Source organism: uncultured Roseibium sp., assembly GCF_947499295.1.
Classification (GTDB): Bacteria; Pseudomonadota; Alphaproteobacteria; order Rhizobiales; family Stappiaceae; genus Roseibium.
Window position 1 is genome coordinate 827,918 of the sequence record NZ_CANMNP010000001.1, and the last position, 24,027, is coordinate 851,944.

A 24,027-nucleotide genomic window follows, 5' to 3' on the forward strand; every position below is an offset into this window, starting at 1 on the left:
GTATCAACGCTTCATGTTTGAAACAACACTCGTCACCTTGGCGCGATTTGACTTTCGCAGCTTGTCAGGGCTGGATTCGAGCCAATCTGTTATTCTTCGTGCACGATTTCCCGTGTCTCACGGAAAGTGACATCCGGGAATTTCTCGGTGACATGGCCGATCTCCCAGGCATTCTTGAAGAGAAACACCGGCTTGTCGTCGCGGTCGTTTGCCACAGACATGCGGTGACCTTCGATGATCTTCTGCAAGGTCTGGCTGTCGGTTTCAATCCAGCGCGCTGTGGAATACGGCACCGCTTCAAAGCCGATTTCTGTCCCGTATTCCGCTTTCAGCCTGTCGACGACGACGTCGAGCTGCAGCGCGCCCACGACGCCGACAATCCAGTTTGAACCAAGGTCCGGCTTGAAGATCTGCACAAGACCTTCTTCTGCAAGGTCCTGTAGGCCCTGGCGCATCTGCTTGACACGCATGGTGTCGGAAAGGCGCACCCGGCGCAGAATTTCAGGGGCGAAGGCGGGCAAACCGGTGACGTGGATGTTCTCGCCCTCAGTCAGGGTGTCGCCGACGCGAAGCTGGCCATGGTTGGGAACGCCGATCACGTCGCCTGGATAGGCAAGATCCGCAATCTCTCGCTCCTCGGCAAAAAAGAAGATTGGAGAGGAGACGGCAATCTGTTTGTTGGCTCGCACATGTTTCAGCTTCATGCCACGCTTGAATGTGCCTGAACACAGCCGCACGAAGGCAATCCGGTCCCGGTGCTTGGGATCCATGTTGGCCTGAACCTTGAAGACGAATCCCGTGACCTTGTCTTCTGCCGGCATGATCGTGCGCCCGCCAGTGGCCGGTTGTGAATGGGGTGCCGGGGCAAATTCGGCGATGAAATCGAGAATTTCCTCAATGCCGTAGTCGCGCAGAGCGGATCCGAAAAAGACAGGGGTCAAATGGCCCTCAAGAAAGCTTTCCTGGTCGAATTCGGCATAGCCTTCGGCACCGAGTTCAACGTTTTCCGTCAGCTCTTCCATGATCCGGTCAAAGACAACATCGGTCAGAGCGCCATCATCGAGACCTGAAACCTCCTTCGTTAAAGCAAAAGCGCCACCGCGCTCGCCATCTGAAGTGTGGAATTTCTTGTGTTGCCAGTCATAAACACCAAAGAAATCCGATCCCATGCCCACCGGCCAGGTCTGCGGGCTCACGTCCAGTGCGAGTGCTTCCTGCACCTCGTCAAGGATCTCCAGCGCATGGCGGCCTTCACGGTCGATCTTGTTGACGAAAGTGATAATCGGAATGTCGCGCAAGCGGCAAACCTCAAACAGTTTTCGGGTCTGGGTCTCAATGCCTTTCGCGGCATCGATCACCATGATCGCCGCATCAACGGCCGTTAGGGTGCGATAGGTATCTTCCGAGAAGTCCTCGTGGCCCGGCGTATCGAGCAGGTTATAGACAATTCCCTTACGCTCGAACGTCATGACGGATGACGAAACAGAGATGCCGCGTTCCAGCTCGATCTTCATCCAGTCGGACCGTGCCCTGCGTCTTTCGCCACGCGCCCTCACCTGCCCCGCAGCGCGGATCGCACCACCGGAGAGCAGAAGCTTTTCGGTCAAGGTTGTCTTACCGGCATCCGGGTGGGAAATGATCGCGAACGTGCGTCGATCCTGAAAGGGTGCCTTGCCGTTGAGGCTGGACATAAAGAACTCCTGAATGCCTTCTCCGGCGAGGTTGCGCAAACGCATCGGTTGAAACCGGGGCGCAACTTCAATCAAAGGGGCCGGAAGGATTGATGTTTCGTTGGCGCAAGGTCATAGAGAGAATCCGGCAAAATTTCCAGTCTTGATTCATTGTCGACCAAGTTGCACCGGGGAGAAACGCGTGAGCCGAACCAAATGCCTGATCATCGGGATCGCGATGACCGCCGCCACCGCAGCCATTCTTCTGGCTATGGGGCGTATTCCCATTTGCGAATGCGGCTATGTTCTGTTCTGGACACCGGCTGATGATGTTGCGGGGTCGTCTCAGCATATCGCGGACTGGTACACGTTCTCGCATATTATTCACGGCTTTATCTTTTACTGGCTGCTGTGGCTGCTCTTCCGCCACAACTCGGTTGCCGAGCGGGCGCTTGGTGCGATCCTGATCGAGGCAGCCTGGGAAATCGCAGAGAACAGTCCCTGGATCATCGACCGCTACCGCGAAGCAACCATTGCGGTCGGATATACCGGCGACAGTGTCCTGAATTCCGTATTCGATATTGTTTGGATGCTGGCCGGGTTCTTCTTTGCAGCCCGGATGCCCGTTTGGGTGACCATCCTGACTGCCATCGCTTTCGAGCTGCTGGCGCTTTGGGTCATTCGGGACAACTTGACCCTGAACGTGCTGATGCTTGTCTACCCGGTTGAGGCCATCAAGGTCTGGCAAGGCGGGTAAGCGCTTCGTGACGGCTCCCCCTGCAACAAAAAGGGGGAAGATATGCAAGGCTCTAAAGCTGAAACAGCTTGTGTTTCTTCAAAAGCTCGATCAGCACTTCGCGGGCGTGCTGCCGGTGACTTCTGTGGCGTTCACGCGCCTCGTTGGCAAAGCCTTTCTTGATCGCGGCATAGACCGCCCGGTGGTCCTCATTGGACTTGACCGGAAGGGGGCGAATATAGAGCGTCATGGCGCGGGCCCGGCGGACCTGGTTCGCCATCATGGACACGATGGATTCCACGCGAGAATTACCGCCCAGCCTGACGAGCTCGTCGTGAAAGGCATCATCCGCGATCGCCCAAGCTTCGCGATCTTCACGCCCCAGCGCTTCTTCCATGGCTTCGATCGACTGTTTCAGTGCACTGAGATCCTCATCGGAATACCCCTTGTCGGCGGCTTGTTCCGCAGACAGGCTCTCCAGTTCGGTCAGCACAGCATAGATTTCTTCCATGTCTCTCAGCGACAGGGTCGAGATCCTCACGCCCTTGCGGGGCCGTACTTCCAAGAGGCCTTGCTGGGCAAGCATGAGCGTTGCTTCACGCACCGGTGTTCGGGACATGCCAAGGCGATCCGCCAACTCGCTTTCCAAATGATCGGAGCCGGCTGCAAGTTCACCGTCGAAAATCAGCTGACGGATTTTTTCCATCGCCTGGGTGGTGATTGTTTTTGGTTTTGGCGCCTCAAGCATGGGCAAACTCCCGGATTTTCGTCCCCAGGCGATCGGATTCATAAATCGCCTGTTCGATCGCGATCACCTTCAAATACGCGCGCGCCTCGTTTTCAAGCGGCATTCCGTCCAAAAGACCGTCGACAACATGGTCTATCAGATTCTTCACGCAATCGCCGCCAAAGCCGTTCCAGGTCTGAGCAGCCAGGAGAACGCTTGGCTTTACATTGCCAAAATGGCGCAACCTGACGGCTCCATCCCCCGACAAGGTCAACGTTCCCCCGGTGCCTTCGATCAGGGCTTCCCCGAGTGTGGTCCGGCAGTTTTCGGCAGCGTGATCCAAAAGACGGTTGCCATCAAAGAGTGCGCGAACGCCATCGGCATAGTCGAAGACGAAATAGCCCGCATCTTCTCCCTTGATTGCCGGGTTGAGACGACGCAAATCCGCGTAAACGGCCTCGGGATCGCCGAGCAGATACTGGAAGGTGTCGACCCAGTGCACGCCGGTTTCATGAATGAGCAGTTTCGGCATTTCCTGGAAATAGGGTTGACGGTCGAGGTACGCGCGCGGCCCCTGCCCGTCACCTGTTCTCAGCCGGAACGTGACCTGTAGAACGTCACCGATCAGACGATCGTTCAGTGCCTGATGGATGGTTCTATACCAGGGTTGAAAGCGGAAGTTTTCGTGGACAACGACCGTGACGCCGGCAGCCTCGGCCAGTGCGGTCGCCTCTTTCGCTTCTTCCAGAGAAGTGCAGAACGGTTTTTGACAGATTATCGCCTTCACACCCTTTGCGATTGCCAGTCTGATGGCCTCAAAATGGGTCGGTGGCGGCGTGATGATATCAAGCAGGTCCGGTTTGGCCATCTTGAGCATGTGCTCCAGATCGCCAAAGGCGGTCAGACCGGTGGCCTTGGCTTTTTCCCGGTCCCGGTCGCAGGACCCGACCAGACGGACGCGCGGGTTCCGACGCCAGGCATCATAATGAAATTGAGCAAAGTAGCCTGCGCCAAGGCAGGCAACACGCAATGCTTCACCACCGTTTTTCGTCAATTGCTTCCTCCCACCGGCTAACGCCCGATGTCCCAAGGTGCCGTCTTCTGGCGGCCACGTCGATCAGAGCCGGCATTCGCTGGCCAAACAAGCTCAGTGCATTCGTCGTTGGATTTTTGATAGTCGACATTTCCCAAGTTGACAAGGGATTGATTTACGTATACGCAATCGAATGTGTAAATCGATACGGCCTTCTGGAGCGGCCGTGGGAGGAGACCAAAATGCTTGATAAGAAGAGTTTGAGCCGTCTGTTGCTGAGCGCGGCAATCCTTGCTGCCGGTATGGGTGGCGCACATGCTGTGGAAACCCTGCGTTTCAGCCACACCGATAATCCGGGCGGTTCCCGCCAGGCGGCGGCAGAACTGTTCGCTGAAAAGGTTGCTGAATATACGGACGGCCGTTACGAAGTTCAGATCTTCCCGTCAGGGCAGCTTGCCAACGATCCGAAGGCGATCGAGCTGCTGCAGCTGGGCGGCCTGGACTTTACCGTGTCCGCGACAGGTTCCTATGCGACGCATATGCCGACCCTGAACTTGACGGCCATGCCGTTTCTGGTCGACACCTATGAACAGGGTTGGGAACTTTATGACAATTCCGAGTGGCTGCAGGGTGAGTTCTCAAAGCTTCCGGAAAAGGGTTTCCGTGTCCTGAGCACTTGGGAAGCCGGCTTCCGAAGCTTCACGACCAATGAACCGCTGGCGTCTCCGACCGATGCGGAATCCATGAAGATGCGCGTCTTTCCGAACGACATGATCCGCTGGTCGATGGAAGCCATCGGTTTCCAGACAGTGGTCATGCCGATCACGGATGTTTACCTCTCCATTCAGCAGGGCATCGTCAACGGCCAGGAAAACCCGGTCGACACGATTAAATCGCTCCGCTTCTATGAGGTCGCGCCGAACATCACGCTGACGCGTCACGTCTATAGCCCGCTGCCTTTGACAATTGCGGAAAAGACCTGGCAGTCCTTCTCTGACGAAGACAAGGAAGCTGTGTTGAAAGCTGCAGCTGAATCCGCAACTTTCAGCCGCAACCTCGTCAAGAGCTCCGTTGAGAGCCAGCTTGCTGAAATGACCGAAGAAGGTGCAACGGTCAGCGTTCCGGAAATCGGACCGTTCCGTGATGCCGTCCAGTCGGTCTATTCAAAGGCCAAGGACGTTTACGGCGACGAAGCAGTCGACAAGATCCTGGCCGACGCGGCTGCGATCCGCGAAGCACTCCCAGCCCAGAACTGATCAAGTACTTCGGGCAACAACTAGCCGGGACTTATAAAGTCCCGGCCCTTTCCTAAAAGAGAAGAGCCTTGGATTACCGAGAGCATTATCCGGCTGTGCTGCGCTGGCTCAGCCATATGGTCGATATTTGCCTGGCGCTTGGCGGATTTGCGATCGTCACACTGGTGTTCTGCAACGCTTCCCTTCGTGGATTTGCCGGCTTCGACCTGGCGTGGTCACTGGAAGTCACCAGCTTCCTGTTGCTGTGGAGCACCTTCTTCGGCTGTGCCGCGGCCATTGCGCGCGGCGCGCATATGCGTGTTACCGAAATTGTCGAAAAACTGGTTCCCAGACCCGGTCAACGCGCCCTTTCGATCGCGATAGATGCCATTATCGCAATTCTGCTGATCAGCCTGATCTATACGGGTTACAACATCTCCGTTCATACCTGGGCGCAGAAGACCACCGTGCTCTATTGGCCCGTTGGACTGCTGTACGCATCCATGCCTGCCGGCATGGCCGTGACGCTGATCTTCCATCTATTCAACATGGTGTTCGATATCAGAAACCCGGTCGTACCCCATGCATCTCACTCTGACGGCGGGGAGGCCCTTTAATGATCCTGCTCTTTGTTGTGGCGGTTTTCTTGACCTCCGTCTTCATCGGCATTCCGCTTGTTTGGGCAATTCTGCTCACCGCCGTTCTGCCCATCATCGTCTTTGATCTCGGATATCCGCTTCAGGCGTTGTATCTTAATTTCATTGGCGGCGTGGAACCGAACCACTTCCTTGCCATTCCACTTTTCATTGTGGCTGGCGAAATGATGAGCCGTGGCGGTGTCGGCCTGCGCATCATCGGCTTTGCACGTGCGGCCTTCGGCTTCATGGCGGGCGGGCTCGGCATGGTTGTCGTTGGCGCTTCCATGATATTCGGCGGAATTTCCGGATCGGCAATTGCAGATTCTGCCGCCATCGGCTCGGTGATGATCAAGAACATGTCCCGCGAGGGATACAACACCGCGTTTGCAGCAGGCCTCGTTGCAGCAGCTGGAACCATCGGCATCATCATTCCGCCGTCCATTCCCATGCTTATCTACGGCTTTGTCGGCAACGTTTCCGTCGCGGATCTGTTCCTTGGCGGCATGATCCCCGGCGTATTGTTCGGCGCACTATTCATGGCGGTTTGCTACTATGTGGGCAAAACAACCAATTGCGATCCGGGCGGGCGAACAACAACGCTGAAGGAGCTGACATCGTCCTTCATCGGCACGGCCCCTGCGCTCTTTATGCCAATCCTGATCCTTGGCGGCATCTTCACCGGCTGGGTCACGCCGACCGAGGCTGCCGCGCTGGCCGTTGTCTATGGCCTCTTCGTGACGACAGTTGTCTATCGCGACTTCAAGATCAAGGATCTGCCGCGCCTGCTGGTCGATTCCTTCGTCACCAGCTCAGTGGTGATGGTGGTGATCGGCGCAACCACCGTGCTCGGCTGGTTGATAACCCTGGAACAGATGCCCCAGATCCTGGTTGCCTTCGTTCAGGAGTTTTCCTCCGGCCCATGGATGTTCCTGTTGCTGGTCAACATCGTGCTGCTCATTCTGGGCCTGGTGCTCGACCCGGTTCCCGCCATCCTGCTGACCGCGCCCTTGTTCCTGCCAACGGCCAAAGCCTTCGGCGTCGACCCGGTGCATCTTGGCGTGATCATGACCTGTAACGTTGCAGTGGGCCTGTTCACACCACCGGTGGGCGCGACGCTCTATGTTGCCTCGCGGATCTCGGGTGTGGGTGTGCTCTCGATTGCCAGAAAAATGGCACATCTTTACATCGCGGCAATCATCGCGCTCCTTGCAGTCACCTACATTCCCGCCGTTTCAATGACTATGGTGCATCTGTTCCGGTGATGAGGAGTTGAAAAGATGTATGCAGTGACCGTGCTGTTTCGCATCAAGGAAGGGCAGATGGAAGCATTCATGCCCCTGATGATCGCAAATGCACAAACGTCGGTGAAAGACGAACCAGGGTGCAGACAGTTTGATGTCTGCACCGATCCGGATCTGCCGGGTGAGGTTTTCCTATATGAAATCTATGAAGATGCAGCTGCGTTCCAGTTTCATCTTGCGACTGACCATTTCAAGGACTTTGATGCCAGGGTCTCCGACATGATCGCCGAAAAAACCGTCAAGACATTTCAGAAGGTGGACGCATGACACCCTGGGAAGTCTTCGCAGTTAAATATGCCGACCGGAATGCCAGGACGCGCAAGGACAGTTTTCTGTTCGATGACAATCACAACCAGCCCCACGACATGGATTATTTCATCTGGGTGCTGCGCCAGCGTGACGAAGTCTTGCTTGTCGACACCGGCTACGATCAGGAAGAAGGCGATCGGCGCGGACGGCCAGTTCGGCTGAACCCGGCAGAAGCTCTGGCGCCTCTGGGCATCGTTCCTGAAGACGTGACAACCATCATCGTGACTCACCTTCACTACGATCATGCTGGGGGCCTTCGGCATTTTCCAAATGCCACAATTCATCTCCAGGCAGCTGAAATGGCTTATGCCACGGGCCCCTGCATGTGTCATGGAACCTTGAACGCACCCTTCACGGCTGATCATATCTGCGAAGCCGTCCAAAGGCTTTATTCCGGACGTGTCGTCTTTCACGAAGGAGATGGTGAAGTTCGCGAAGGTGTCACGGTTCACCGGACGGGAGGTCACAGCGACGGATTGCAGGTCGTACGCGTCCTGACCGAAGCAGGCTGGTTGTGCCTCGCCTCCGACGCGTCCCACTACTACGAGAACTTTCTAGAGGAAAAACCGTTTCCGATCGTGGTCGACCTTGGTGACATGCTCAACGGATTCAAGACCATTCAGCGTCTGGCCAGCTCGAAAGAGCTTGTTATTCCTGGGCACGATCCACTGGTACGCCAATTGTTTCCCTCACATGGCCCGGACCACATCGTTCGCCTAGACCGGGGCCCGGAAAAGGTGTTTCTGCCATGAAGCTTGGTGTCATTGCAGACGATTTTACCGGCGCATCCGATATCGCGCTGATGCTGTCTGAAGGTGGCATGCCGACCGCACAATTCGTCGGCGTCCCGGAGCACAGCATTGAAGATCATATCGAGGCAGGAGTTGTCGGACTCAAGTCGCGCACCATTGCGGCTGCTGATGCCGTTGCGATATCGCTGGAAGCCTGCGACTGGCTGTTGAACCAGGGCTGTCAGCAGATCATTTTCAAGATTTGCTCCACGTTCGATTCCACCGACGCAGGCAACATCGGCCCGGTGACCGAAGCTTTGGCGGATCGGCTTGGTGAAGACACAGTTCTGGTCTGCCCGGCCTTTCCTGAAAACGGACGCTCAGTCTATCAGGGCCATCTCTTCGTCAATGACGTTCTGTTGAGCGAAAGCGGTATGCAGCACCATCCGCTGACGCCCATGAATGATCCCGACATTCGACGTGTACTTGCGCGGCAAACCTCGCGCACCGTGAAACACATCTCGATATCCGACGTCTGGGCTGGCGCAGATGCTGTTGTTCAAAGCGTTTCAAAGGCCGGCAAGGCCATGGTGGTCGTCGATGCCATCCGCAACGAAGACCTGATAACCTTCGGTCGTGCGGCAGCATCCCGTAAACTTCTGACCGGCGGCTCGGGCATTGCGCTTGGCTTGCCACAGAACTTCGGGTTTCAACCTGAAACATCTTCCTGGGCCGGGGTTTCCGGCAAGGCCGTCGTCCTGTCCGGCTCCTGCTCGACAGCCACGCGCGGTCAAGTTGAGGCCTATAAGGCCAACGCACCGTCGCGGGAACTCAATGCAGACGACATTATGGCTCAAAAGCTGTCGCTGCAGGAGATTGTCGAATGGGCGATCCGACAGGATACCGCACCTCTTCTTTATTCCTCTGCTGATCCGTCGATCGTTGCCGCCGCTCAAGACAAATACGGCCGCGAGAAAAGCGCGGACGCAATCGAGAAGGTCTTTGCCAATCTTGCTGCAGCCTTGTCGCACGAAGGGGTCAAAAGGATCGTGGTTGCCGGAGGAGAGACCTCCGGTGCAGTGGTCTCGGGTCTTCAGGCCGACACGCTTGAGATCGGACCCAAGATTGCTGCGGGCGTTCCCGCGCTCAAGGTTGCCGGACGCCCCCTCGCCCTTGCCCTCAAGTCCGGCAATTTCGGCGGACCTGATTTCTTTTCCGAGGCGCTTTCCGTTCTGGAGGGCCGCGAATGAGCGAAATCGCCTCGGCACGCGAGCAGATCTGTCTTATGGCGAAATCCATGTTCGACCGTGGTTTGACACACGGATCGACGGGTAATATTTCGCTGCGGCTGTCCGACGGCACCCTGCTGGTCACGCCAACGGGGTCTTCCATGGGATTTCTGAATCCGGCGCAGATCAGCCATCTATCAGAAAAGGGCGAGCTTTTGTCAGGTGACAAACCGACAAAGGAAATCCCGCTTCATACTGCTTTTTATGAGACCCGCAGCAACACTGGTGCGGTTGTTCATCTTCATTCCTGTCATTCGGTCGCGCTCACGCTTTTGCCGGACATCGATCCGGAAAATGTCCTGCCGACGCTGACACCCTACGGGATTATGCAGCTCGGCAAGGTACGGCTGTTGCCCTTCTTTGTGCCTGGTGATCCAGCCATGGGAGAGGCTGTGCGAGGCCTGGCGGGAAAACGATCGGCTGTCCTGCTTGCCAATCACGGACCTGTGGTCGCCGGCAAGGATCTGGAGGCAGCGGTTTATGCCATGGAAGAGTTGGAAGCCACGGCCCGGCTGGCGCTGCTTATGCGCGGAACCGGGGCCATTTCTCTCACACCTGATCAGATTGGCCAGGTGGTAGAGCGTTTTGACGTTGATTGGAATTGAGGAAGTTACCGATGAAAATAGCACTGATAAAAGGTGACGGGATCGGCGTCGATGTTGCAGAAGCGGCCATGGCTGTCATGGAAGTCGCTCTGCGGAAAACCGGTCAGGCACTGCCGGCCTATGACGAAATTCTGGCCGGAGCCGGCTATTTTCGGGAGACCGGGACCGACATTGAACCAGACGGCGAAGTGCGGGCAGGTGAAGCAGACGCCATGTTCCTCGGCGCAATCGGCATGCCGTCGATCCGTCACGCCGATGGAACGGAAATTTCTCCACACCTGCGGCTGCGCGATCGCTTTGAGCTGTTTGCCGGGGTCCGTCCGGTCAAAGCTTATCCGAATGCACCGCAACGGCTGGCAGATCCGCGTGCAGCAGGCATCGACCTGATTATCTTGCGGGAATCCACAGAAGGGCTTTTTTATTCGGCCGCTGCGCACAAGCGCACGCTTGTGGCCAACAACGATGAAGTTCAGGACGTGCTTCGCGTAACGCGCAAGACAACAACGAAACTGCATCATTTTGCCTTCAACCTGGCGCGCAAGCGCAGAGCCAAGGGCAAGAACGGCACCCTCACCTGCGTCGACAAGGCCAACGTCTTTACATCGCTCGCTTTCTTCCGCCAGATCTTCAACGAGGTGAAAGAGAACTATCCCGACGTTCCCGTCGGCTATAACTACGTCGATGCGCAGGCACTTGATCTGGTCCGCAAGCCCTGGGAATTCGATGTACTGGTGATGGAAAACATGTTCGGTGACATCCTGTCCGATCTTGCAGGTGGTCTGGTCGGCGGCATGGGAATGGCGGCCTGCGGCGAGATCGGCGATACGACCGGTCTTTTTCAGCCTGCCCACGGAAGCGCGCCCGACATTATGGGACAGGACAAGGCCAATCCTTTGGCGGCAATCCTGAGCGCAGCCCTGATGCTGGACTACCTGGCTGAGAAACTTGGAAATTCCCACCTGGCCGATGCTGCCGACCTGATCAATTCATCCGTTGATGAGGCTTTTGAACAAAACGCCCTGAGACCGATGGAATTCGGCGGCGACATGGGCACCAAAGCTGTGACCAACCAGCTGTTGACTGGAATCGCGGAACTTGCACCTGCAAAGGATCGTGTCAGCGCTTAAGAGCAACGCTGTCCTGGCACTACCCCAAGGTTATCCGGACTTATCTGCCGCGTTTGCTGACGCCCGCGCAGCTTTCCCGGACGATCAGGTCCCCATGCAATAGGTGCGTTCTGGTTTCAAGTGATCTGTTAGCCAAACGATCCAGAAGGATTGTCATGGCCTTTTCGCCAATGTGGTGGCGCGGCTGGCGAATGGTCGTCAGCCCCGGCGTGAAATTGTTGGCAAAGGGAATATCGTCAAACCCCAAAACAGAGAAGTCTTCCGGCACGTTGTAACCGCGCAGCTGGAGCGCGGAGATGACGCCAATTGCGGTATTGTCGTTAAAGCAGAAAAACGCGGTAGGCAGGTCATCCTTGATAAAAAGGCGCTCTACCGCGGCTCGGCCACTTTCCGCCGTGCCGTCACCTTCGACACGCCAATCTCTCGGCGCGTCCGGTGTCTCTTTCAGGCCCTGGCGGTATCCGGAATGCCTCAAATCACTTCGAATGTCCGCAGGTCCCCCGGAAATGAAAACGATTTTCCGATGACCGAGTGAGATCAGATATTCCGTCGCCATCTTGGAAGCTGCAACGTCATCCACCCCGACATAGCTGATATCGGAATGCGCCAGAGGCCGTTCAGTCGCAACGACTGCCGGCAGGGAGCTCAATGGCGTCTGCGGTTCACCGGCGACGGGAATGTGGCCCGTCAGAAGCACCAGTCCATCCGCCATGCCGGTCGACAAAAAGCGCATGTAGGTCTGCTCTATACCTGTAGTGCCTTCCGTGTTGCCGATCAGGACGCCATAGCCTCTGTCGGCCGCAGCCTTTTCCAGACCGATCAAAATGCCGGCAAAGTTCGGATCAGCAATCGAAGATGCCAGGACCAGGACCATCTGCGAACGTTGCATGCGCAAATTCTGCGCCATGGCATTGGCGGTGTAGCCTGTTCGCGCAATCGCGGCAGTGACCTTTTTCCGCGTGCTTTCGGCGACCTTCTCGGGCGAGCGCAGAGCCCTGCTGACGGTGGCAATCGACACGCCCGCAAGTTTTGCAACATCTTCAATTGTGGCCGGCCGCTCCAGCGGTTCGCTCATTTATTGATCCAGACATGTTGCAGCGCGAAGACCCATTAAGTTCATGAATCTACACGCCCTCTACGCTGTATAATGCGCATTGGCTCTGATGAAAAGGTTTACAATGAGTAATGTAAAGGTTTACATCAATCGTGAAAACGTTTACATCCAAACATGGCGTCAGTGTGGAGGAAACATGTCGGCGCCTGGGAGGAAGACATAAATGCAGATGGAAACGACCGCACAAGCGGCGATCATCGAAGCTGTCAACATCAGCAAATCTTTCGGTCCGGTGCCGGTCCTGTTCAGCGTGAGCATGGATGTGCGCTCAGGAGAGGTTCATGCGCTGATCGGCGAAAACGGCGCCGGTAAATCGACACTCATGAAGATTCTGTCCGGTTTCCACGACCCTACATCCGGTCAAATCCGGCTCGACGGCAAAAAGACAGATCTGCCTCCAAATGGCGCAGCCGAATCGCTTGGCATCGTGCTCATTCACCAGGAACTGAACCTCGCCGAGCAGATGACGGTCGAAGAGAACGTGTTTCTCGGGCGCGAGGTCAAATCCAAAGGATTGCTTGACAAGGCAGCAATGCGTGCGGCCGTGCAGGGCTATCTCGATGAAATCGGCCTGGATATTTCTCCGACCGACCGCATTTCCGACTTGACGATCGCGCAGAAGCAAATGGTCGAAATCGTCAAGGCAGTCAGTCGAAACGCCCGCATTCTGATCATGGACGAGCCGACCGCGGTGCTGACCGAAGAAGAAACGGAAGTCTTCTTCCGGCAGGTTACGAAGCTGAAGGAAAGCGGCGTTGGCATCGTTTTCGTTTCCCACAAGCTGAATGAAGTCAAGGCAATCTCGGATCGCATCACCATCTTGCGGGACGGTCAATGGATTGACACCCGACATGCGCAAGATCTGACACCGGATCTGATGGCTCAGATGATGGTGGGCCGTGAACTGTCGGACCTCTACCCCCCGATGCAGGAGGCGGATTTCGACGCTGACCTTGTTCTGGAAGTCGACAATCTTGTTGCAACGGGTGTGAACGGGGTCAGCTTCGGACTACGCAAAGGTGAAATCCTGGGTTTCTCGGGGCTGATCGGGTCGGGACGAACTGCTGTTTTTGAAGCAATTTGCGGACTAGCGCCGACCGACGGTGGAACCGTCAAGCTGTTCGGACGCGATGCCGGCACGATGACCGTGGCCGGAGCACGAGATGCCGGACTTGCCTACCTGACCAAGGACAGGAAGGAAAAGGGGCTGCTGCTCGACAAGAAAATGCAGCCAAATCTGACCCTGTTCGCGCTCCCGAAATTCGTGAAGAATTTTGCTATCGACCGCAAGCGCGAAGAAGCTGCGCTTGAACGCGCGATCCGCCGTTTCGACGTCAGGGCCAAGGACAACGATATCACCGTCGGCAAACTGTCCGGCGGCAACCAGCAAAAACTGCTGCTCGCCAAGATCATGGAGTGCGACCCAAAGATCGTCGTTATCGATGAACCGACGCGCGGCATCGATGTCGGGACCAAGCAGCAGATCTATCATTTCATTGCTGCGCTTGCCGCCGAAGGCGTTTCGGTCGTCGTCATTTCCTCCGAAATGCCGGAGATCATCGGCATTTGCCACCGGGTGGTGGTGATGCGCGAAGGCAGCATTACGGGCGTTCTGACCGGTGATCACATCAACGAAAACGAAATCATGCGTTACGCCGCCGGGCTGAAACGGGAGGAACTTCATTGACCATGGTCACCTCATCGACCGAGACGACTGCCAAGCGGTCTTCAATCGATTTCAAGACGATCGGACCGGCCCTTGCCCTTCTGATCCTGTGTATCATCGGCTTTTTGCTGAACCCGTCATTTGTCAGCGAAGGCAATCTGACCAACCTTTTGACCCGTTCCGCCTTCATCGGCATCATCGCGGTCGGCGCTACTTTCGTCATCACGGCCGGCGGTATCGACCTCTCGGTCGGTTCGATGGCCGCGGCGATTTCCGGTGTCATGATCATCATCATGAACAACGCAGTCGATACGATGGGGACCGGTGTCGCAACGGTTCTGCTCGGCTGCGGCTGTGCCGTGGTACTCGGCATCGGTGCGGGTTGGATCAACGGTGCCCTGACAACCAAAGGCAAGATCGAAGCGTTCATTGTCACCCTTGGTACAATGGGTATCTATCGTTCGCTCGTGACCTATTTCGCCGATGGCGGGACCTTGTCGCTCAACTTCGATATCCGCGGCACCTACCGACCGGTCTACTATGACAGCTTCCTTGGCCTCCCCTACCCGGTCTGGGTATTCATCGGAGTGGCCATCTGCGGCTGGCTGCTACTAAACCGGACCGCATTCGGGCGCTACTGCACGGCGATCGGATCAAACGAAGCCGTTGCCCGCTACTCTGCGATCAATGTCGACCGTGTGAAAACGCTTACCTATGTCATCCAGGGTCTGTGCGTTTCGTTCGCTACGATCATTTATGTTCCGCGGCTCGGTTCGGCGTCAGCCTCGACCGGTGTTCTCTGGGAATTGGAAGCAATTGCGGCTGTGATTATCGGGGGCACGGTTTTGAAGGGCGGATACGGCCGTATTGGAGGCACGATTCTGGGCGCTTTGATCCTGACGACCATCGGCAACATTTTGAACTTCACCGATCTGATCTCGAACTACCTGAATGGAACCATGCAGGGCTTGATCATCATCGTTGCGGTTCTACTGCAGCGCAGCGACTGGAAACTTGGCAAGAGCAAGTAAGTCGATGCGCTGAACTCAACGGAATAGGGACCCGTCCCCAATTTAAAGACCGGCTCGCACCGGACGGGAGAGGTGCGTCCAAGTGAAATGCATTGGAGGAGGAAACCATGCTTATGAAGAAAGCCTTGGGAGCAATGGCAGTGACAGGGATGCTTGCCTTTGCAGGCTCCGCAGTTGCCGACGAGAAAATCAAGATCGGCGTCAGCTATCCGACACCGACCCATGCCTGGGCTGCAGGTATGAACTGGCACGCGGAACAGGCTGAAAAGAGGCTCGAAGAGCTTTATCCTGATGTTGACCTTATCCTAGTCAACTCTCCGGACCCCGAAGCACAGGCCAGCGCCCTGGAAGACCTTGTGTCCGTCCATCAGATCGATGCTCTGGTGGTTCTGCCGTTTGAATCCGAGCCGCTTACCGACCCTGTGCTGAACGTCAAGAAATCCGGCGCCTGGATCACAGTCGTCGACCGCGGTCTCAGCCAGCCGGGCATCGAGGACCTTTATGTCGCCGGCAATAACCCGGAACTCGGCCGTGTTTCGGCTCAGTACATGAAGACCCGCTTGAAAGACGGCGACAACATTGTTGTCCTGCGCGGTATTCCAACAGTGATCGACAATGAGCGTTTTGATGCGTTCATGGCGGAAATCGAAGGTTTCGGCATCAATGTCCTGGATCACAAACACGCAAACTGGAACCGCGATGACGGCTTTGAAGTGATGCAGGACTTCCTGTCCCGCTTCCCGGATATCGATGCAGTCTGGGCACAGGACGACGATATCGCAATCGGCGTTGTGGCAGCGCTCAAGCAGGCAGGACGTGATGGTGACGGCATGTTCGTTGTCGGTGGCGCGGGCATGAAGGAAATCATCAAGGGCATCATGGATGGTGAAACGTTGATCCCGGTCGACGTGCTTTATCCGCCCGCGATGATCGCAACGGCCATGGATGCAACTGTTCAGGCATTCAAGTCCAACGGGCCAGTGGCCGGTCGCTACATTCTCGGTGCGACCCTGATCACCAAAGACAACGCAGAAAGCTACTACTTCCCGGACTCACCGTTCTAAGGAACAAGTAGCCACTTGGGCCGGGGTCTTGCGATGGGGTCCCGGCCCATTTTTGTCCCTACTCTGGAGAGAGAAAATGAAAACCATCAAGGGTCCTGCACTGTTTCTAGCCCAGTTTGCCGGGGATGAAGCGCCATTCAATTCCTGGGATTCAATCACAAAGTGGGCCGCTGATTGCGGCTATCTCGGTGTGCAGGTGCCGAGTTGGGACGGGCGCCTTATCGATCTGGAAAGGGCAGCGAGTTCCAAGACCTATTGCGAAGAGTTTGCCGGGACCGCAAAGGAAAACGGAGTTGAGATCACGGAACTCTCGACTCACCTTCAAGGCCAGCTGGTTGCCGTACATCCGGCCTATGACACTGCCTTTGACGGTTTTGCAGCGGCCCATGTGCGCGGCAATCCAACCGCAAGGCAGGCCTGGGCTGTCGATCAGGTGAAAATGGCGCTCGCCGCCAGCCACAATCTCGGCATCTCGGCTCATGCGACCTTTTCCGGTGCCCTTGCTTGGCCCTATCTCTACCCTTGGCCTCAGCGTCCTGCAGGCCTGGTGGAAACGGCTTTTGACGAGCTTGCAAAACGATGGCGTCCCATCCTCGACTATGCCGAGGATATGGGTGTCGACGTTTGCTATGAAATTCACCCGGGCGAAGACCTGCATGACGGCATCACGTTCGAAATGTTCCTTGAGCGGGTAAGCAATCATAACCGATGCAAGATGCTCTACGACCCCTCGCACTACGTGCTGCAATGCCTGGATTACCTGGACAATATCGACATCTACAAGGACAGGATCGGCATGTTCCACGTAAAGGACGCCGAGTTCAATCCAACCGGTCGGCAAGGTGTCTACAGCGGCTATCAGCCATGGGTTGACCGGGCGGGACGGTTCCGCTCGCTCGGTGACGGACAAGTCGATTTCGGTGCGGTTTTTTCCAAGATGGCAGCGAACGACTTTGACGGCTGGGCCGTGGTTGAATGGGAGTGCTGCCTGAAACATCCGGAAGACGGTGCACGGGAAGGCGCGCAATTCGTTAAGGACCACATCATCCGCGTCACAGAAAAAGCCTTTGACGATTTTGCTGACGGAGGTACCGATGACGCCGCCAACCGGAAAATGCTTGGAATAAGCTAGTCAGAGCACGCATTTCATTGCCGCACGCCATCCTGCCGGACATGTCATTGATGACGAATTCAATGATCTTCTCCGGGATGGCGTCGGCACGCTTCCTCCCGGCAGCGTTTCTTTGTAAAGAGTATTCAATCGATTTATGAAGCGCCGAGATGGGTGCTTGAAGAACAAACTGGAGGACCAGGATGGCCATTGAAGGAACAGACAGCGCGCAAACACGCCCGATCCGCCTCGGCATGGTGGGAGGTGGCAAGGATGCCTTTATCGGAGCGGTCCACCGGATTGCCTCCAGGATCGACGGTGCCTATGACCTGGTTGCCGGTGCCCTTTCCTCCACGCCGGAAAAAGCGCTTGAATCCGGGCGCGCACTCGGTCTGAAGGAGGATCGGACCTACGCATCCTTCGCTGATATGGCCAAACGCGAGGCCAGGCTGAAGGATGGCATCGAGGCCGTCGCGATTGTAACGCCCAACCACGTGCACTATCCGGCAGCCAGGGAGTTTCTGAAACGCGGTATTCATGTCATCTGTGACAAGCCGCTGACGTCTACTCTTGCCGACGCCAAGAAGCTGGTCAAAGCGGCAGAAAGCTCAAGTGCCCTGTTTTTCCTGACGCATAACTATACCGGCTATCCGATGGTCCGTCAGGCACGCGAACTCGTTCAAAGTGGTGAGCTTGGTACAATTCGTGTGATCCAGGTCGAATATCCGCAGGACTGGCTCACGATTGAACAAAACAACAAGCAGGCAGAATGGAGAACCGACCCAGCGCGGACCGGGCTGGGCGGCTCGACCGGCGACATCGGCACTCATGCCTATAATCTGGCAAGCTTCATTACCGGTCAGCTGGCTGAAAGTCTCGCGGCCGATCTCCAATCCTTCGTGCCGGGCCGACAGGTGGACGACAATGGCCACGTGATGCTTCGCTATGCCAGCGGTGCGCGAGGCATGCTTTGGTGTTCGCAGGTCGCACCGGGAAATGAGAACAATCTCAAGATCCGCGTCTATGGCGACAAGGGCGGTCTGGAGTGGCATCAGGAAAACCCGAACTATCTTTACCTGACACCATTTGGCGAACCGAAACGGATTATCACCCGTGGTGGTGCAGGCATGTCGGAGAGTGTCGGGCCTTCAACCCGCATTCCACCAGGACATCCTGAAGGATACCTGGAAGGCTTTGCAAACCTTTATAAGGACGCGGCAGATGTCATCCGTGCCCATCAGCGTGGGGAAAACCTCCCGTCGCTCGTGCCGAATGTGGAAGACGGTCTGGCCGGCGTTCGTTTTATCGATGCCTGCGTAAAGTCGTCTTCAAGGAATGCGGCCTGGGTCAAACTCGACGGCTAACGCTGCCAACGTTCCACAAAAAGCGCCCGAGCACGCGTGTCTCGGGCGTTTTTTTCTGAAATTTAGACGTTTGGATCAGCTTTCCGGCAGCAGCGTGCCGGGCAGGTTCTGATAGCAAACCGGCCGCAGGAACCTGCGAATTGCCAGCGTGCCAACCGAAGTCGCACCGAAGTTCGTCGATGCCGGATATGGACCGCCATGAACCATGGCATCAGCGACCTCAACACCTGTTGGAAACCCGTTTGCCAGGACACGGCCCGCCTTGCGTTCAAGGACTGGCATCAACGTGCGTGCAAGCGCGGTGTCCCCCTCTTCCAAATGCAGCGTGCAGGTCAGCTGACCATCGAGGCTCTTGGCGATCTCAACCATCTGCGCGTCATCTTTCACGCGCACGACAATGCCGAGCGGGCCGAAAACCTCTTCCCCGAGCTGTTCGTTTTCCAGCCAGGCTTCACCTGTCGTTTCAAAAAGATAGGGAGAAGCTTCCCGGGCATCACAGCTGGTACCCATCAACTCCCGAACGCCGGTGGTACCGGCAACAAGCTGACTGCCTGACCGGAAGGCTGCCGCGATTCCATCCGTCAACATGGTTTGCTTGCCAACCTCATTTAGAGCCGCAGCCGCAACTTCGACGAAAGAATCGGCATCAGGACCGTCAACAAGGATGACAAGACCCGGATTGGTGCAGAATTGACCTGCTCCCATGGTCAGCGACCCCGCCCATCCCTTTGCGATGGCCTCACCTTTGCCCGAAAGTGCCGCGGGCAGCAGGAACATCGGATTGACAGATCCCAGTTCACCGAAGAACGGGATTGGAACCGGGCGCTGCGCGCAAAGATCAAACAACGCGCGGCCACCCCGCAAGGAACCTGTGAAACCGACAGCACTGATCAACGGGTGCTGCACCAGCGCCTGCCCGACTTCGTAGCCGTCTCCCTGGATAAAGGAAAACACGCCAGGATGCAGGCCGCACGATTTGACCGCAGCCGAAATCGCCTCAGCGACAATTTCACCCGTACCCGGATGCGCCGGATGGCCCCTGACCACAACGGGACAACCTGCTGCAAACGCAGATGCCGTGTCGCCACCCGCAGTCGAAAAGGCCAGAGGGAAATTGGATGCACCGAAAACCGCGACCGGCCCGATCGGTCTTTGCACCAGTTTCAGGTCAGGGCGCGGCAAGGGTTGACGGTCTGGAAGCGCCTCGTCGTGGTGCTGATCCAGGTAATCACCTTTGAGAATATGTGCGGCGAACAAACGAAGCTGACCCGTTGTGCGGCCACGCTCCCCATTGAGGCGCGCTTCAGGCAGCCCAGTTTCGGATGTCCCGATCTCGGTGATGGCTTCGGCCCGCACTTCGATTTCATCTGCAATTGCATTCAGAAACTTGGCCCTGTCCTCACGCGAGGAATATCCGAAGGTCCAGAACGCTTCCTCAGCCGCGCGGCAAGCCGCATCCACCTGAGCAACCGTACCTGTGGAATAGCTATGAGGTGTCCCCTGCGCGGGCTGAGACAGGAACGAAGCGTCGCTCCCAACCCATTGACCTGCAACGAGTTGCTTTCCGTGAGGCATAAAAGTCATGTCAAACCTTTTGGTTTTGTAACTGATCAATAGTGAAAGGCGTCAGTGGTGAGCCTGCGGCCCAGTGAAAACGCATCGCAGACATGGATCATAGGGTAAAGATCCATATCACTGTTACCGTGTCTGATCAGTTCTGCCATGCGGGCATAGAGATTGGCATATTCGTGGTCCGCGCCTTGTTTCACCAATGTGCCGTCAATTTCGAGCTTTGCACCGCCATCTGAAAGCTTTGCACTTCCCTGGTCGGTCTCCACATCGATATCCCAGGCCTGCGGCCCGTCTTCTCTCCAGTCGAAAACTGCGCGCATGTCTGCGCCGGTGGGGTCGACGAAGGTCAGGTCCGCTGCAATTGGTGTCGACCTGTTCTCCGGAAATTCAAGTGCGGCTTCGCTCAAATGAACAGGATACGGCAAGATTTCAGTCAGGATCGACAAGGCATTGATGCCAGGATCGAACACCCCCATGCCACCCGGCTCCCAGATCCACTCCTGACCTGGATGCCAGCGGCGGACATCTTCTTTCCAGGTAATCATCAGTTTTCGGATGACGCGGTTCGACAGCCAGGACTTCAAGTCCGGTACACAATCGGAATAGCGTGAATGCCATGTCGCGAAAATCGAAACCCCTTGTTCCTTCGCCAGGTTCTCGAGCGTGAAGCACTCGGCAAGGCTTTGTCCAGGAGGCTTTTCCAGCATCACATTCTTGCCTGCATGCAGCGCCTTGGCCGCGTACTCAAAACGAGGCTGAGGCGGAATGGCCAGGAGAGATCGTGGTGATGTCGGGCCTGCGGTCCAGCAGCTCGTCAAGCGTTTCGAAGTTATCAAGGCCATCAATGGAGGCATGCCTGCTGACCGCAGCTTGCAGCGACCAGTCCGGATTGTTCTCGATTGCCGGAATATGCTGGTCCCGGGCAATCTTGCCAATGCCAACCAGCGCCAGTTTTTCTGCCATCAGTGGGAGTCCTTTGGCACCGCGGAACCGCGGCAACCTCTCAGAAAATCAAAGTCAGCGCCTGTGTCTGCCCCTTCGACATGGTCGTGAAACAGGCGGGCGTAGCCGCTTTCCGGGACATGGTGCGACGGTGTCCAAGCGGCCAACCTGTCTACTAGCTCAACCTCGGATATGTCCAGATGCAATCGACGGTTTGGAACATCCAGTTCGATCATGTCGCCTGAGCGAACGACGGCAAGCGGGCCTCCGGCGGCAGCTTCGGGCGACGTATGCAGCACGACTGTTCCATAAGCCGTCCCGGACATGCGGGCGTCGGATATGCGCACCATATCCGTAATTCCTTTTTTCAGAACCTTAGGGGGAAGCCCCATGTTGCCGACCTCGGACATACCGGGATAGCCCTTTGGGCCGCAATTCTTGAGAACCATGATACACGTTTCATCGATGTCGAGGGCTTCGTCGTTTATCTTTGCCTTGTAGTCATCAATGTCTTCAAACACCACGGCCCTGCCTCTGTGCTGCATCAGGTGCGGAGATGCTGCGGAAGGTTTAAGGACCGCACCGCTTGGGGCCAGATTGCCTTTCAGAACGGCAATACCGCCTTGCGATGTAAGGGCGCGGTCAACCGGCAGGATGACGTCTTCATTCCAGTTTCGGGCGTCTTTCACCTGGTTCCAAATCGGTTCGCCGGCAACTGTTATTGCCTCCTTGTTTAGCAGGTCTGCATCACCAAGACGCTTGAGGACGACGGGGAGACCACCTGCATAGAAGAACTCCTCCATCAGGTATTTGCCGGACGGCATCAGGTTGACGATCGTCGGAATGTCCTTGCCGAAACGATCCCAATCCTCAAGCGACAAATCCAGACCAACACGTCCGGCAATGGCAAGCAGATGGATCACCGCGTTGGTTGACCCCCCTATTGCGCCATTGGTGCGGATCGCGTTTTCAAAGGCTTCTCGTGTCAGGATGTCCGACGGTTTCAGATCGTCTTTCACCATTTGTACGATGCGGCGACCGGACAAATGCGCCATCACCCGGCGACGGCTGTCGACAGCAGGGATCGCCGCATTGCCAGACAAGGCCATACCGAGAGCTTCCGTCATGGAGGCCATGGAGGATGCCGTTCCCATAGTGTTGCATGTTCCCGGAGAGCGGCTCATAGCCGTTTCTGCTTCGAGAAACTCCTCCTGTGTCATCTCCCCTGCTTTGACGGCTTCTGAATACTTCCACAAATGTGTTCCTGATCCGACCCGCTCTCCCTGGAACCAGCCGTTCAGCATGGGGCCACCGGTGACCACAATGGCCGGCAGGTCGACAGACGCCGCCCCCATCATCAGTGACGGAGTGGTCTTGTCGCACCCCACAAGCAAGACGACCCCATCCAACGGCGCACCGCGGATGGCCTCTTCGACGTCCATGCTGGCAAGATTGCGGAACATCATGGCCGTCGGGCGCAGAGTGCTTTCGCCTGTCGAAAAGACCGGAAATTCGACAGGAAACCCTCCAGCTTCGTAAATCCCGTGTTTGACCCGTTCTGCCAGATCCCGCAAATGCGCGTTGCAGGGTGTCAATTGCGACCAGGTATTGCAGATGCCGATCACGGGACGGCCATCGAACAAGTCATCAGGCAGGCCCTGATTTTTCATCCAACTGCGGTGATAGATGTGATCGCGGCCCGTGCCGCCGAACCATTCGGTCGAACGCAGTTTGCGCGGCCACTTTGCGGGTTGGAAAACCATTGGCTAGAGAACTTTCACAAGTGTGGCTGCGTTTTCGTCCGCGCGAAAAGCAAGACGGTTTTTGAGGGGAACGCCAAAACCTGGCGCGGAAATCTCAACTTCATCGCCTTCTTCGCAGGAAATACCGTCGGCAAATGAAAGCGTTGCCGTACCGAACATGTGCACATGAACATCACCAGGCTGACAAAACAGCTCATATTTGAAGTGATGATGTTCCAGATTGGCCAACGAGTGAGACATGTTCGCCTCACCCGACAGGAACGGTTTTTCCCAAAGGACATTGCCGTTCCGCAATATCCGGCTTGTCCCCTGGACCGTTTCCGGCAATGACCCGACCAGCAGCTCCGGCCCGAAGGATGCAGGTCGCAGTTTGGAATGCGCCAGATAAAGGTAGTTCTGCCGTTCCATCACATGGTCGGAGAATTCATTCGCGAGCGCAAACCCGACCCGGTAAGGCGTGCGGTCTTCTGCAATCACGTATATGCCGGCAATTTCAGGTTCCTCGCCACCATCTTCGCTGAAGCCTGGGCTAACCAGTTCAGCCCCCGGCGCGACGGCAGCGCTGCCATTGCCCTTGTAGAACCATTCGGGTTGAACACCCACGTGTCCCGGCATTGGACGTCCGGCTTCCAATCCCATGTGAAACATTTTCATGGAATCTGTAAGGTTGTCGGGATCCTCTTTCACCTTGTTGTGCATCGCATCGCGCGTTGACGCAGACCCAAGGTGCGTCAAACCCGTACCGGTCAAATGCATGTGCGCAGCGTCCGGATGGTGGATCGGCAGCAGCAGCCGGTTTTCTTCCGCAAGCTTTTCAAGATCGACAGCAGGTCCAAGGTCATGTGACCTGATACACGATGTCAGGCTCTGCTCGCGGCTGATTGCTTCTTTCACCAGGTGGTAACTTGATGGCACATCTTTCAGGATCGAGGCTTCGCTGCCGTTCCGAACGACAACGGCAAGTTCACCTGAATCGTCCCTAATTTGCGATATCAGCAT

At 56.4% G+C, this 24,027-nt stretch carries 21 protein-coding genes and 1 pseudogene; 14 read left to right on the forward strand and 8 right to left on the reverse strand.

Features of this window, described 5'->3' with window-relative positions:
* Positions 1-89: 89 nt before the first annotated feature.
* Positions 90-1,691 carry a peptide chain release factor 3 gene (locus tag Q0835_RS03965; protein WP_298958545.1) on the reverse strand — a complete coding sequence of 534 codons (1,602 nt, stop codon included), beginning with the start codon at positions 1,689-1,691 and terminating at the stop codon, positions 90-92.
* A gap of 181 nt (positions 1,692-1,872) precedes the next feature.
* On the opposite strand from Q0835_RS03965, the gene Q0835_RS03970 reads away from it, so the two are divergent.
* Positions 1,873-2,427, forward strand: a complete 555-nt coding sequence (locus Q0835_RS03970; protein WP_298958547.1) for a DUF2585 domain-containing protein — start codon at positions 1,873-1,875, stop codon at positions 2,425-2,427.
* A 52-nt stretch (positions 2,428-2,479) separates the two neighbouring features.
* Here Q0835_RS03970 and Q0835_RS03975 read toward each other — a convergent pair whose 3' ends face one another.
* Both Q0835_RS03975 and Q0835_RS03980 read right to left on the reverse strand, forming a co-directional pair.
* Positions 2,480-3,154, reverse strand: coding sequence for a GntR family transcriptional regulator (locus tag Q0835_RS03975; protein ID WP_298958549.1), 675 nt, complete (start codon positions 3,152-3,154; stop codon positions 2,480-2,482).
* The gene (locus Q0835_RS03980; protein ID WP_298958551.1) at positions 3,147-4,187 is read right to left on the reverse strand and encodes a Gfo/Idh/MocA family oxidoreductase; all 1,041 of its coding nucleotides are present in this window, start codon (positions 4,185-4,187) and stop codon (positions 3,147-3,149) included. The genes Q0835_RS03975 and Q0835_RS03980 overlap by 8 nt, the downstream gene beginning before the upstream one ends.
* A 221-nt stretch (positions 4,188-4,408) precedes the next feature.
* On the opposite strand from Q0835_RS03980, the gene Q0835_RS03985 reads away from it, so the two are divergent.
* The 8 genes from Q0835_RS03985 (at position 4,409) to Q0835_RS04020 (ending at position 11,401) form a co-directional block, all read left to right on the forward strand.
* Positions 4,409-5,422, forward strand: a complete 1,014-nt coding sequence (locus Q0835_RS03985; protein ID WP_298958552.1) for a TRAP transporter substrate-binding protein — start codon at positions 4,409-4,411, stop codon at positions 5,420-5,422.
* 68 nt (positions 5,423-5,490) lie between these two features.
* A complete protein-coding gene (locus Q0835_RS03990) occupies positions 5,491-6,018 on the forward strand; it encodes a TRAP transporter small permease (RefSeq protein WP_298958554.1) in 528 nt (175 codons plus the stop codon).
* Positions 6,018-7,301 carry a TRAP transporter large permease gene (locus Q0835_RS03995; protein ID WP_298815643.1) on the forward strand — a complete coding sequence of 428 codons (1,284 nt, stop codon included), beginning with the start codon at positions 6,018-6,020 and terminating at the stop codon, positions 7,299-7,301. Before Q0835_RS03990 ends, Q0835_RS03995 begins: the two co-directional genes overlap by 1 nt.
* Positions 7,302-7,316: 15 nt before the next feature.
* Positions 7,317-7,607, forward strand: a complete 291-nt coding sequence (locus tag Q0835_RS04000) for a putative quinol monooxygenase (RefSeq protein WP_298958556.1) — start codon at positions 7,317-7,319, stop codon at positions 7,605-7,607.
* Positions 7,604-8,401 (forward strand): N-acyl homoserine lactonase family protein, encoded by a 798-nt coding sequence (locus tag Q0835_RS04005; RefSeq protein WP_298815639.1) that lies wholly within the window; start codon positions 7,604-7,606, stop codon positions 8,399-8,401. The genes Q0835_RS04000 and Q0835_RS04005 overlap by 4 nt, the downstream gene beginning before the upstream one ends.
* Positions 8,398-9,630 (forward strand): 3-oxo-tetronate kinase, encoded by a 1,233-nt coding sequence (otnK, locus tag Q0835_RS04010; protein WP_298958558.1) that lies wholly within the window; start codon positions 8,398-8,400, stop codon positions 9,628-9,630. The genes Q0835_RS04005 and otnK overlap by 4 nt, the downstream gene beginning before the upstream one ends.
* The gene (gene otnC, locus Q0835_RS04015) at positions 9,627-10,274 is read left to right on the forward strand and encodes a 3-oxo-tetronate 4-phosphate decarboxylase (protein ID WP_298958560.1); all 648 of its coding nucleotides are present in this window, start codon (positions 9,627-9,629) and stop codon (positions 10,272-10,274) included. Before otnK ends, otnC begins: the two co-directional genes overlap by 4 nt.
* Before the next feature lie 11 nt (positions 10,275-10,285).
* Complete coding sequence (locus Q0835_RS04020) at positions 10,286-11,401, forward strand: isocitrate/isopropylmalate family dehydrogenase (protein WP_298815633.1); 1,116 nt, start codon at positions 10,286-10,288, stop codon at positions 11,399-11,401.
* A 40-nt stretch (positions 11,402-11,441) separates the two neighbouring features.
* Here the strand turns inward: Q0835_RS04020 and Q0835_RS04025 are convergent, their stop codons facing one another.
* A complete protein-coding gene (locus tag Q0835_RS04025; RefSeq protein ID WP_298815631.1) occupies positions 11,442-12,476 on the reverse strand; it encodes a LacI family DNA-binding transcriptional regulator in 1,035 nt (344 codons plus the stop codon).
* Positions 12,477-12,678: 202 nt separating this feature from the next.
* Between Q0835_RS04025 and Q0835_RS04030 the strand changes: the two genes are divergently transcribed.
* The 5 genes from Q0835_RS04030 (at position 12,679) to Q0835_RS04050 (ending at position 18,751) form a co-directional block, all read left to right on the forward strand.
* The gene (locus Q0835_RS04030; RefSeq protein ID WP_298958562.1) at positions 12,679-14,202 is read left to right on the forward strand and encodes a sugar ABC transporter ATP-binding protein; all 1,524 of its coding nucleotides are present in this window, start codon (positions 12,679-12,681) and stop codon (positions 14,200-14,202) included.
* 2 nt (positions 14,203-14,204) lie between these two features.
* Entirely contained in the window at positions 14,205-15,212 is a 1,008-nt protein-coding gene (locus Q0835_RS04035; protein WP_152504383.1) for an ABC transporter permease, read from the forward strand.
* A gap of 107 nt (positions 15,213-15,319) precedes the next feature.
* On the forward strand, positions 15,320-16,276 hold the full coding sequence (locus Q0835_RS04040; RefSeq protein ID WP_298958563.1) for a substrate-binding domain-containing protein: 957 nt from the start codon (positions 15,320-15,322) through the stop codon (positions 16,274-16,276).
* 76 nt (positions 16,277-16,352) lie between these two features.
* A complete protein-coding gene (locus Q0835_RS04045; protein ID WP_298815625.1) occupies positions 16,353-17,408 on the forward strand; it encodes a sugar phosphate isomerase/epimerase in 1,056 nt (351 codons plus the stop codon).
* 182 nt (positions 17,409-17,590) lie between these two features.
* Complete coding sequence (locus Q0835_RS04050; protein WP_298958566.1) at positions 17,591-18,751, forward strand: Gfo/Idh/MocA family oxidoreductase; 1,161 nt, start codon at positions 17,591-17,593, stop codon at positions 18,749-18,751.
* Positions 18,752-18,826: 75 nt separating this feature from the next.
* Here Q0835_RS04050 and Q0835_RS04055 read toward each other — a convergent pair whose 3' ends face one another.
* The 4 genes and pseudogenes from Q0835_RS04055 to araD1 all read right to left on the reverse strand — a co-directional run bounded on the left by Q0835_RS04055 (position 18,827) and on the right by araD1 (position 24,027).
* The gene (locus tag Q0835_RS04055) at positions 18,827-20,335 is read right to left on the reverse strand and encodes an aldehyde dehydrogenase (NADP(+)) (RefSeq protein WP_298958567.1); all 1,509 of its coding nucleotides are present in this window, start codon (positions 20,333-20,335) and stop codon (positions 18,827-18,829) included.
* 26 nt (positions 20,336-20,361) lie between these two features.
* Positions 20,362-21,286, reverse strand: a pseudogene (locus Q0835_RS04060) (Gfo/Idh/MocA family oxidoreductase).
* Positions 21,286-23,028, reverse strand: coding sequence for an L-arabinonate dehydratase (araD, locus tag Q0835_RS04065; protein WP_298958568.1), 1,743 nt, complete (start codon positions 23,026-23,028; stop codon positions 21,286-21,288). The pseudogene Q0835_RS04060 and the gene araD overlap by 1 nt, the downstream one beginning before the upstream one ends.
* 3 nt (positions 23,029-23,031) lie before the next feature.
* Positions 23,032-24,027: an AraD1 family protein gene (araD1, locus tag Q0835_RS04070; protein WP_298958569.1), complete on the reverse strand. Its 996-nt coding sequence runs from the start codon at positions 24,025-24,027 to the stop codon at positions 23,032-23,034.

Bases quoted from the DNA above. Each gene is read 5' to 3' on its own strand.
- Q0835_RS04050 (WP_298958566.1), top strand. From the start codon at position 17,591: ATGGCCATTGAAGGAACAGACAGCGCGCAAACACGCCCGATCCGCCTC.
- otnK (WP_298958558.1), top strand. From the start codon at position 8,398: ATGAAGCTTGGTGTCATTGCAGACGATTTTACCGGCGCATCCGATATC.
- otnC (WP_298958560.1), top strand. From the start codon at position 9,627: ATGAGCGAAATCGCCTCGGCACGCGAGCAGATCTGTCTTATGGCGAAA.
- Q0835_RS04000 (WP_298958556.1), top strand. From the start codon at position 7,317: ATGTATGCAGTGACCGTGCTGTTTCGCATCAAGGAAGGGCAGATGGAA.
- Q0835_RS03995 (WP_298815643.1), top strand. From the start codon at position 6,018: ATGATCCTGCTCTTTGTTGTGGCGGTTTTCTTGACCTCCGTCTTCATC.
- Q0835_RS04020 (WP_298815633.1), top strand. From the start codon at position 10,286: ATGAAAATAGCACTGATAAAAGGTGACGGGATCGGCGTCGATGTTGCA.
- Q0835_RS04055 (WP_298958567.1), bottom strand. From the start codon at position 20,335: ATGACTTTTATGCCTCACGGAAAGCAACTCGTTGCAGGTCAATGGGTT.
- Q0835_RS04035 (WP_152504383.1), top strand. From the start codon at position 14,205: ATGGTCACCTCATCGACCGAGACGACTGCCAAGCGGTCTTCAATCGAT.
- Q0835_RS04030 (WP_298958562.1), top strand. From the start codon at position 12,679: ATGCAGATGGAAACGACCGCACAAGCGGCGATCATCGAAGCTGTCAAC.
- Q0835_RS03965 (WP_298958545.1), bottom strand. From the start codon at position 1,691: ATGTCCAGCCTCAACGGCAAGGCACCCTTTCAGGATCGACGCACGTTC.
- Q0835_RS03975 (WP_298958549.1), bottom strand. From the start codon at position 3,154: ATGCTTGAGGCGCCAAAACCAAAAACAATCACCACCCAGGCGATGGAA.
- araD (WP_298958568.1), bottom strand. From the start codon at position 23,028: ATGGTTTTCCAACCCGCAAAGTGGCCGCGCAAACTGCGTTCGACCGAA.
- Q0835_RS04025 (WP_298815631.1), bottom strand. From the start codon at position 12,476: ATGAGCGAACCGCTGGAGCGGCCGGCCACAATTGAAGATGTTGCAAAA.
- Q0835_RS04005 (WP_298815639.1), top strand. From the start codon at position 7,604: ATGACACCCTGGGAAGTCTTCGCAGTTAAATATGCCGACCGGAATGCC.
- Q0835_RS04045 (WP_298815625.1), top strand. From the start codon at position 16,353: ATGAAAACCATCAAGGGTCCTGCACTGTTTCTAGCCCAGTTTGCCGGG.
- Q0835_RS03985 (WP_298958552.1), top strand. From the start codon at position 4,409: ATGCTTGATAAGAAGAGTTTGAGCCGTCTGTTGCTGAGCGCGGCAATC.
- araD1 (WP_298958569.1), bottom strand. From the start codon at position 24,027: ATGCTGATATCGCAAATTAGGGACGATTCAGGTGAACTTGCCGTTGTC.
- Q0835_RS04040 (WP_298958563.1), top strand. From the start codon at position 15,320: ATGCTTATGAAGAAAGCCTTGGGAGCAATGGCAGTGACAGGGATGCTT.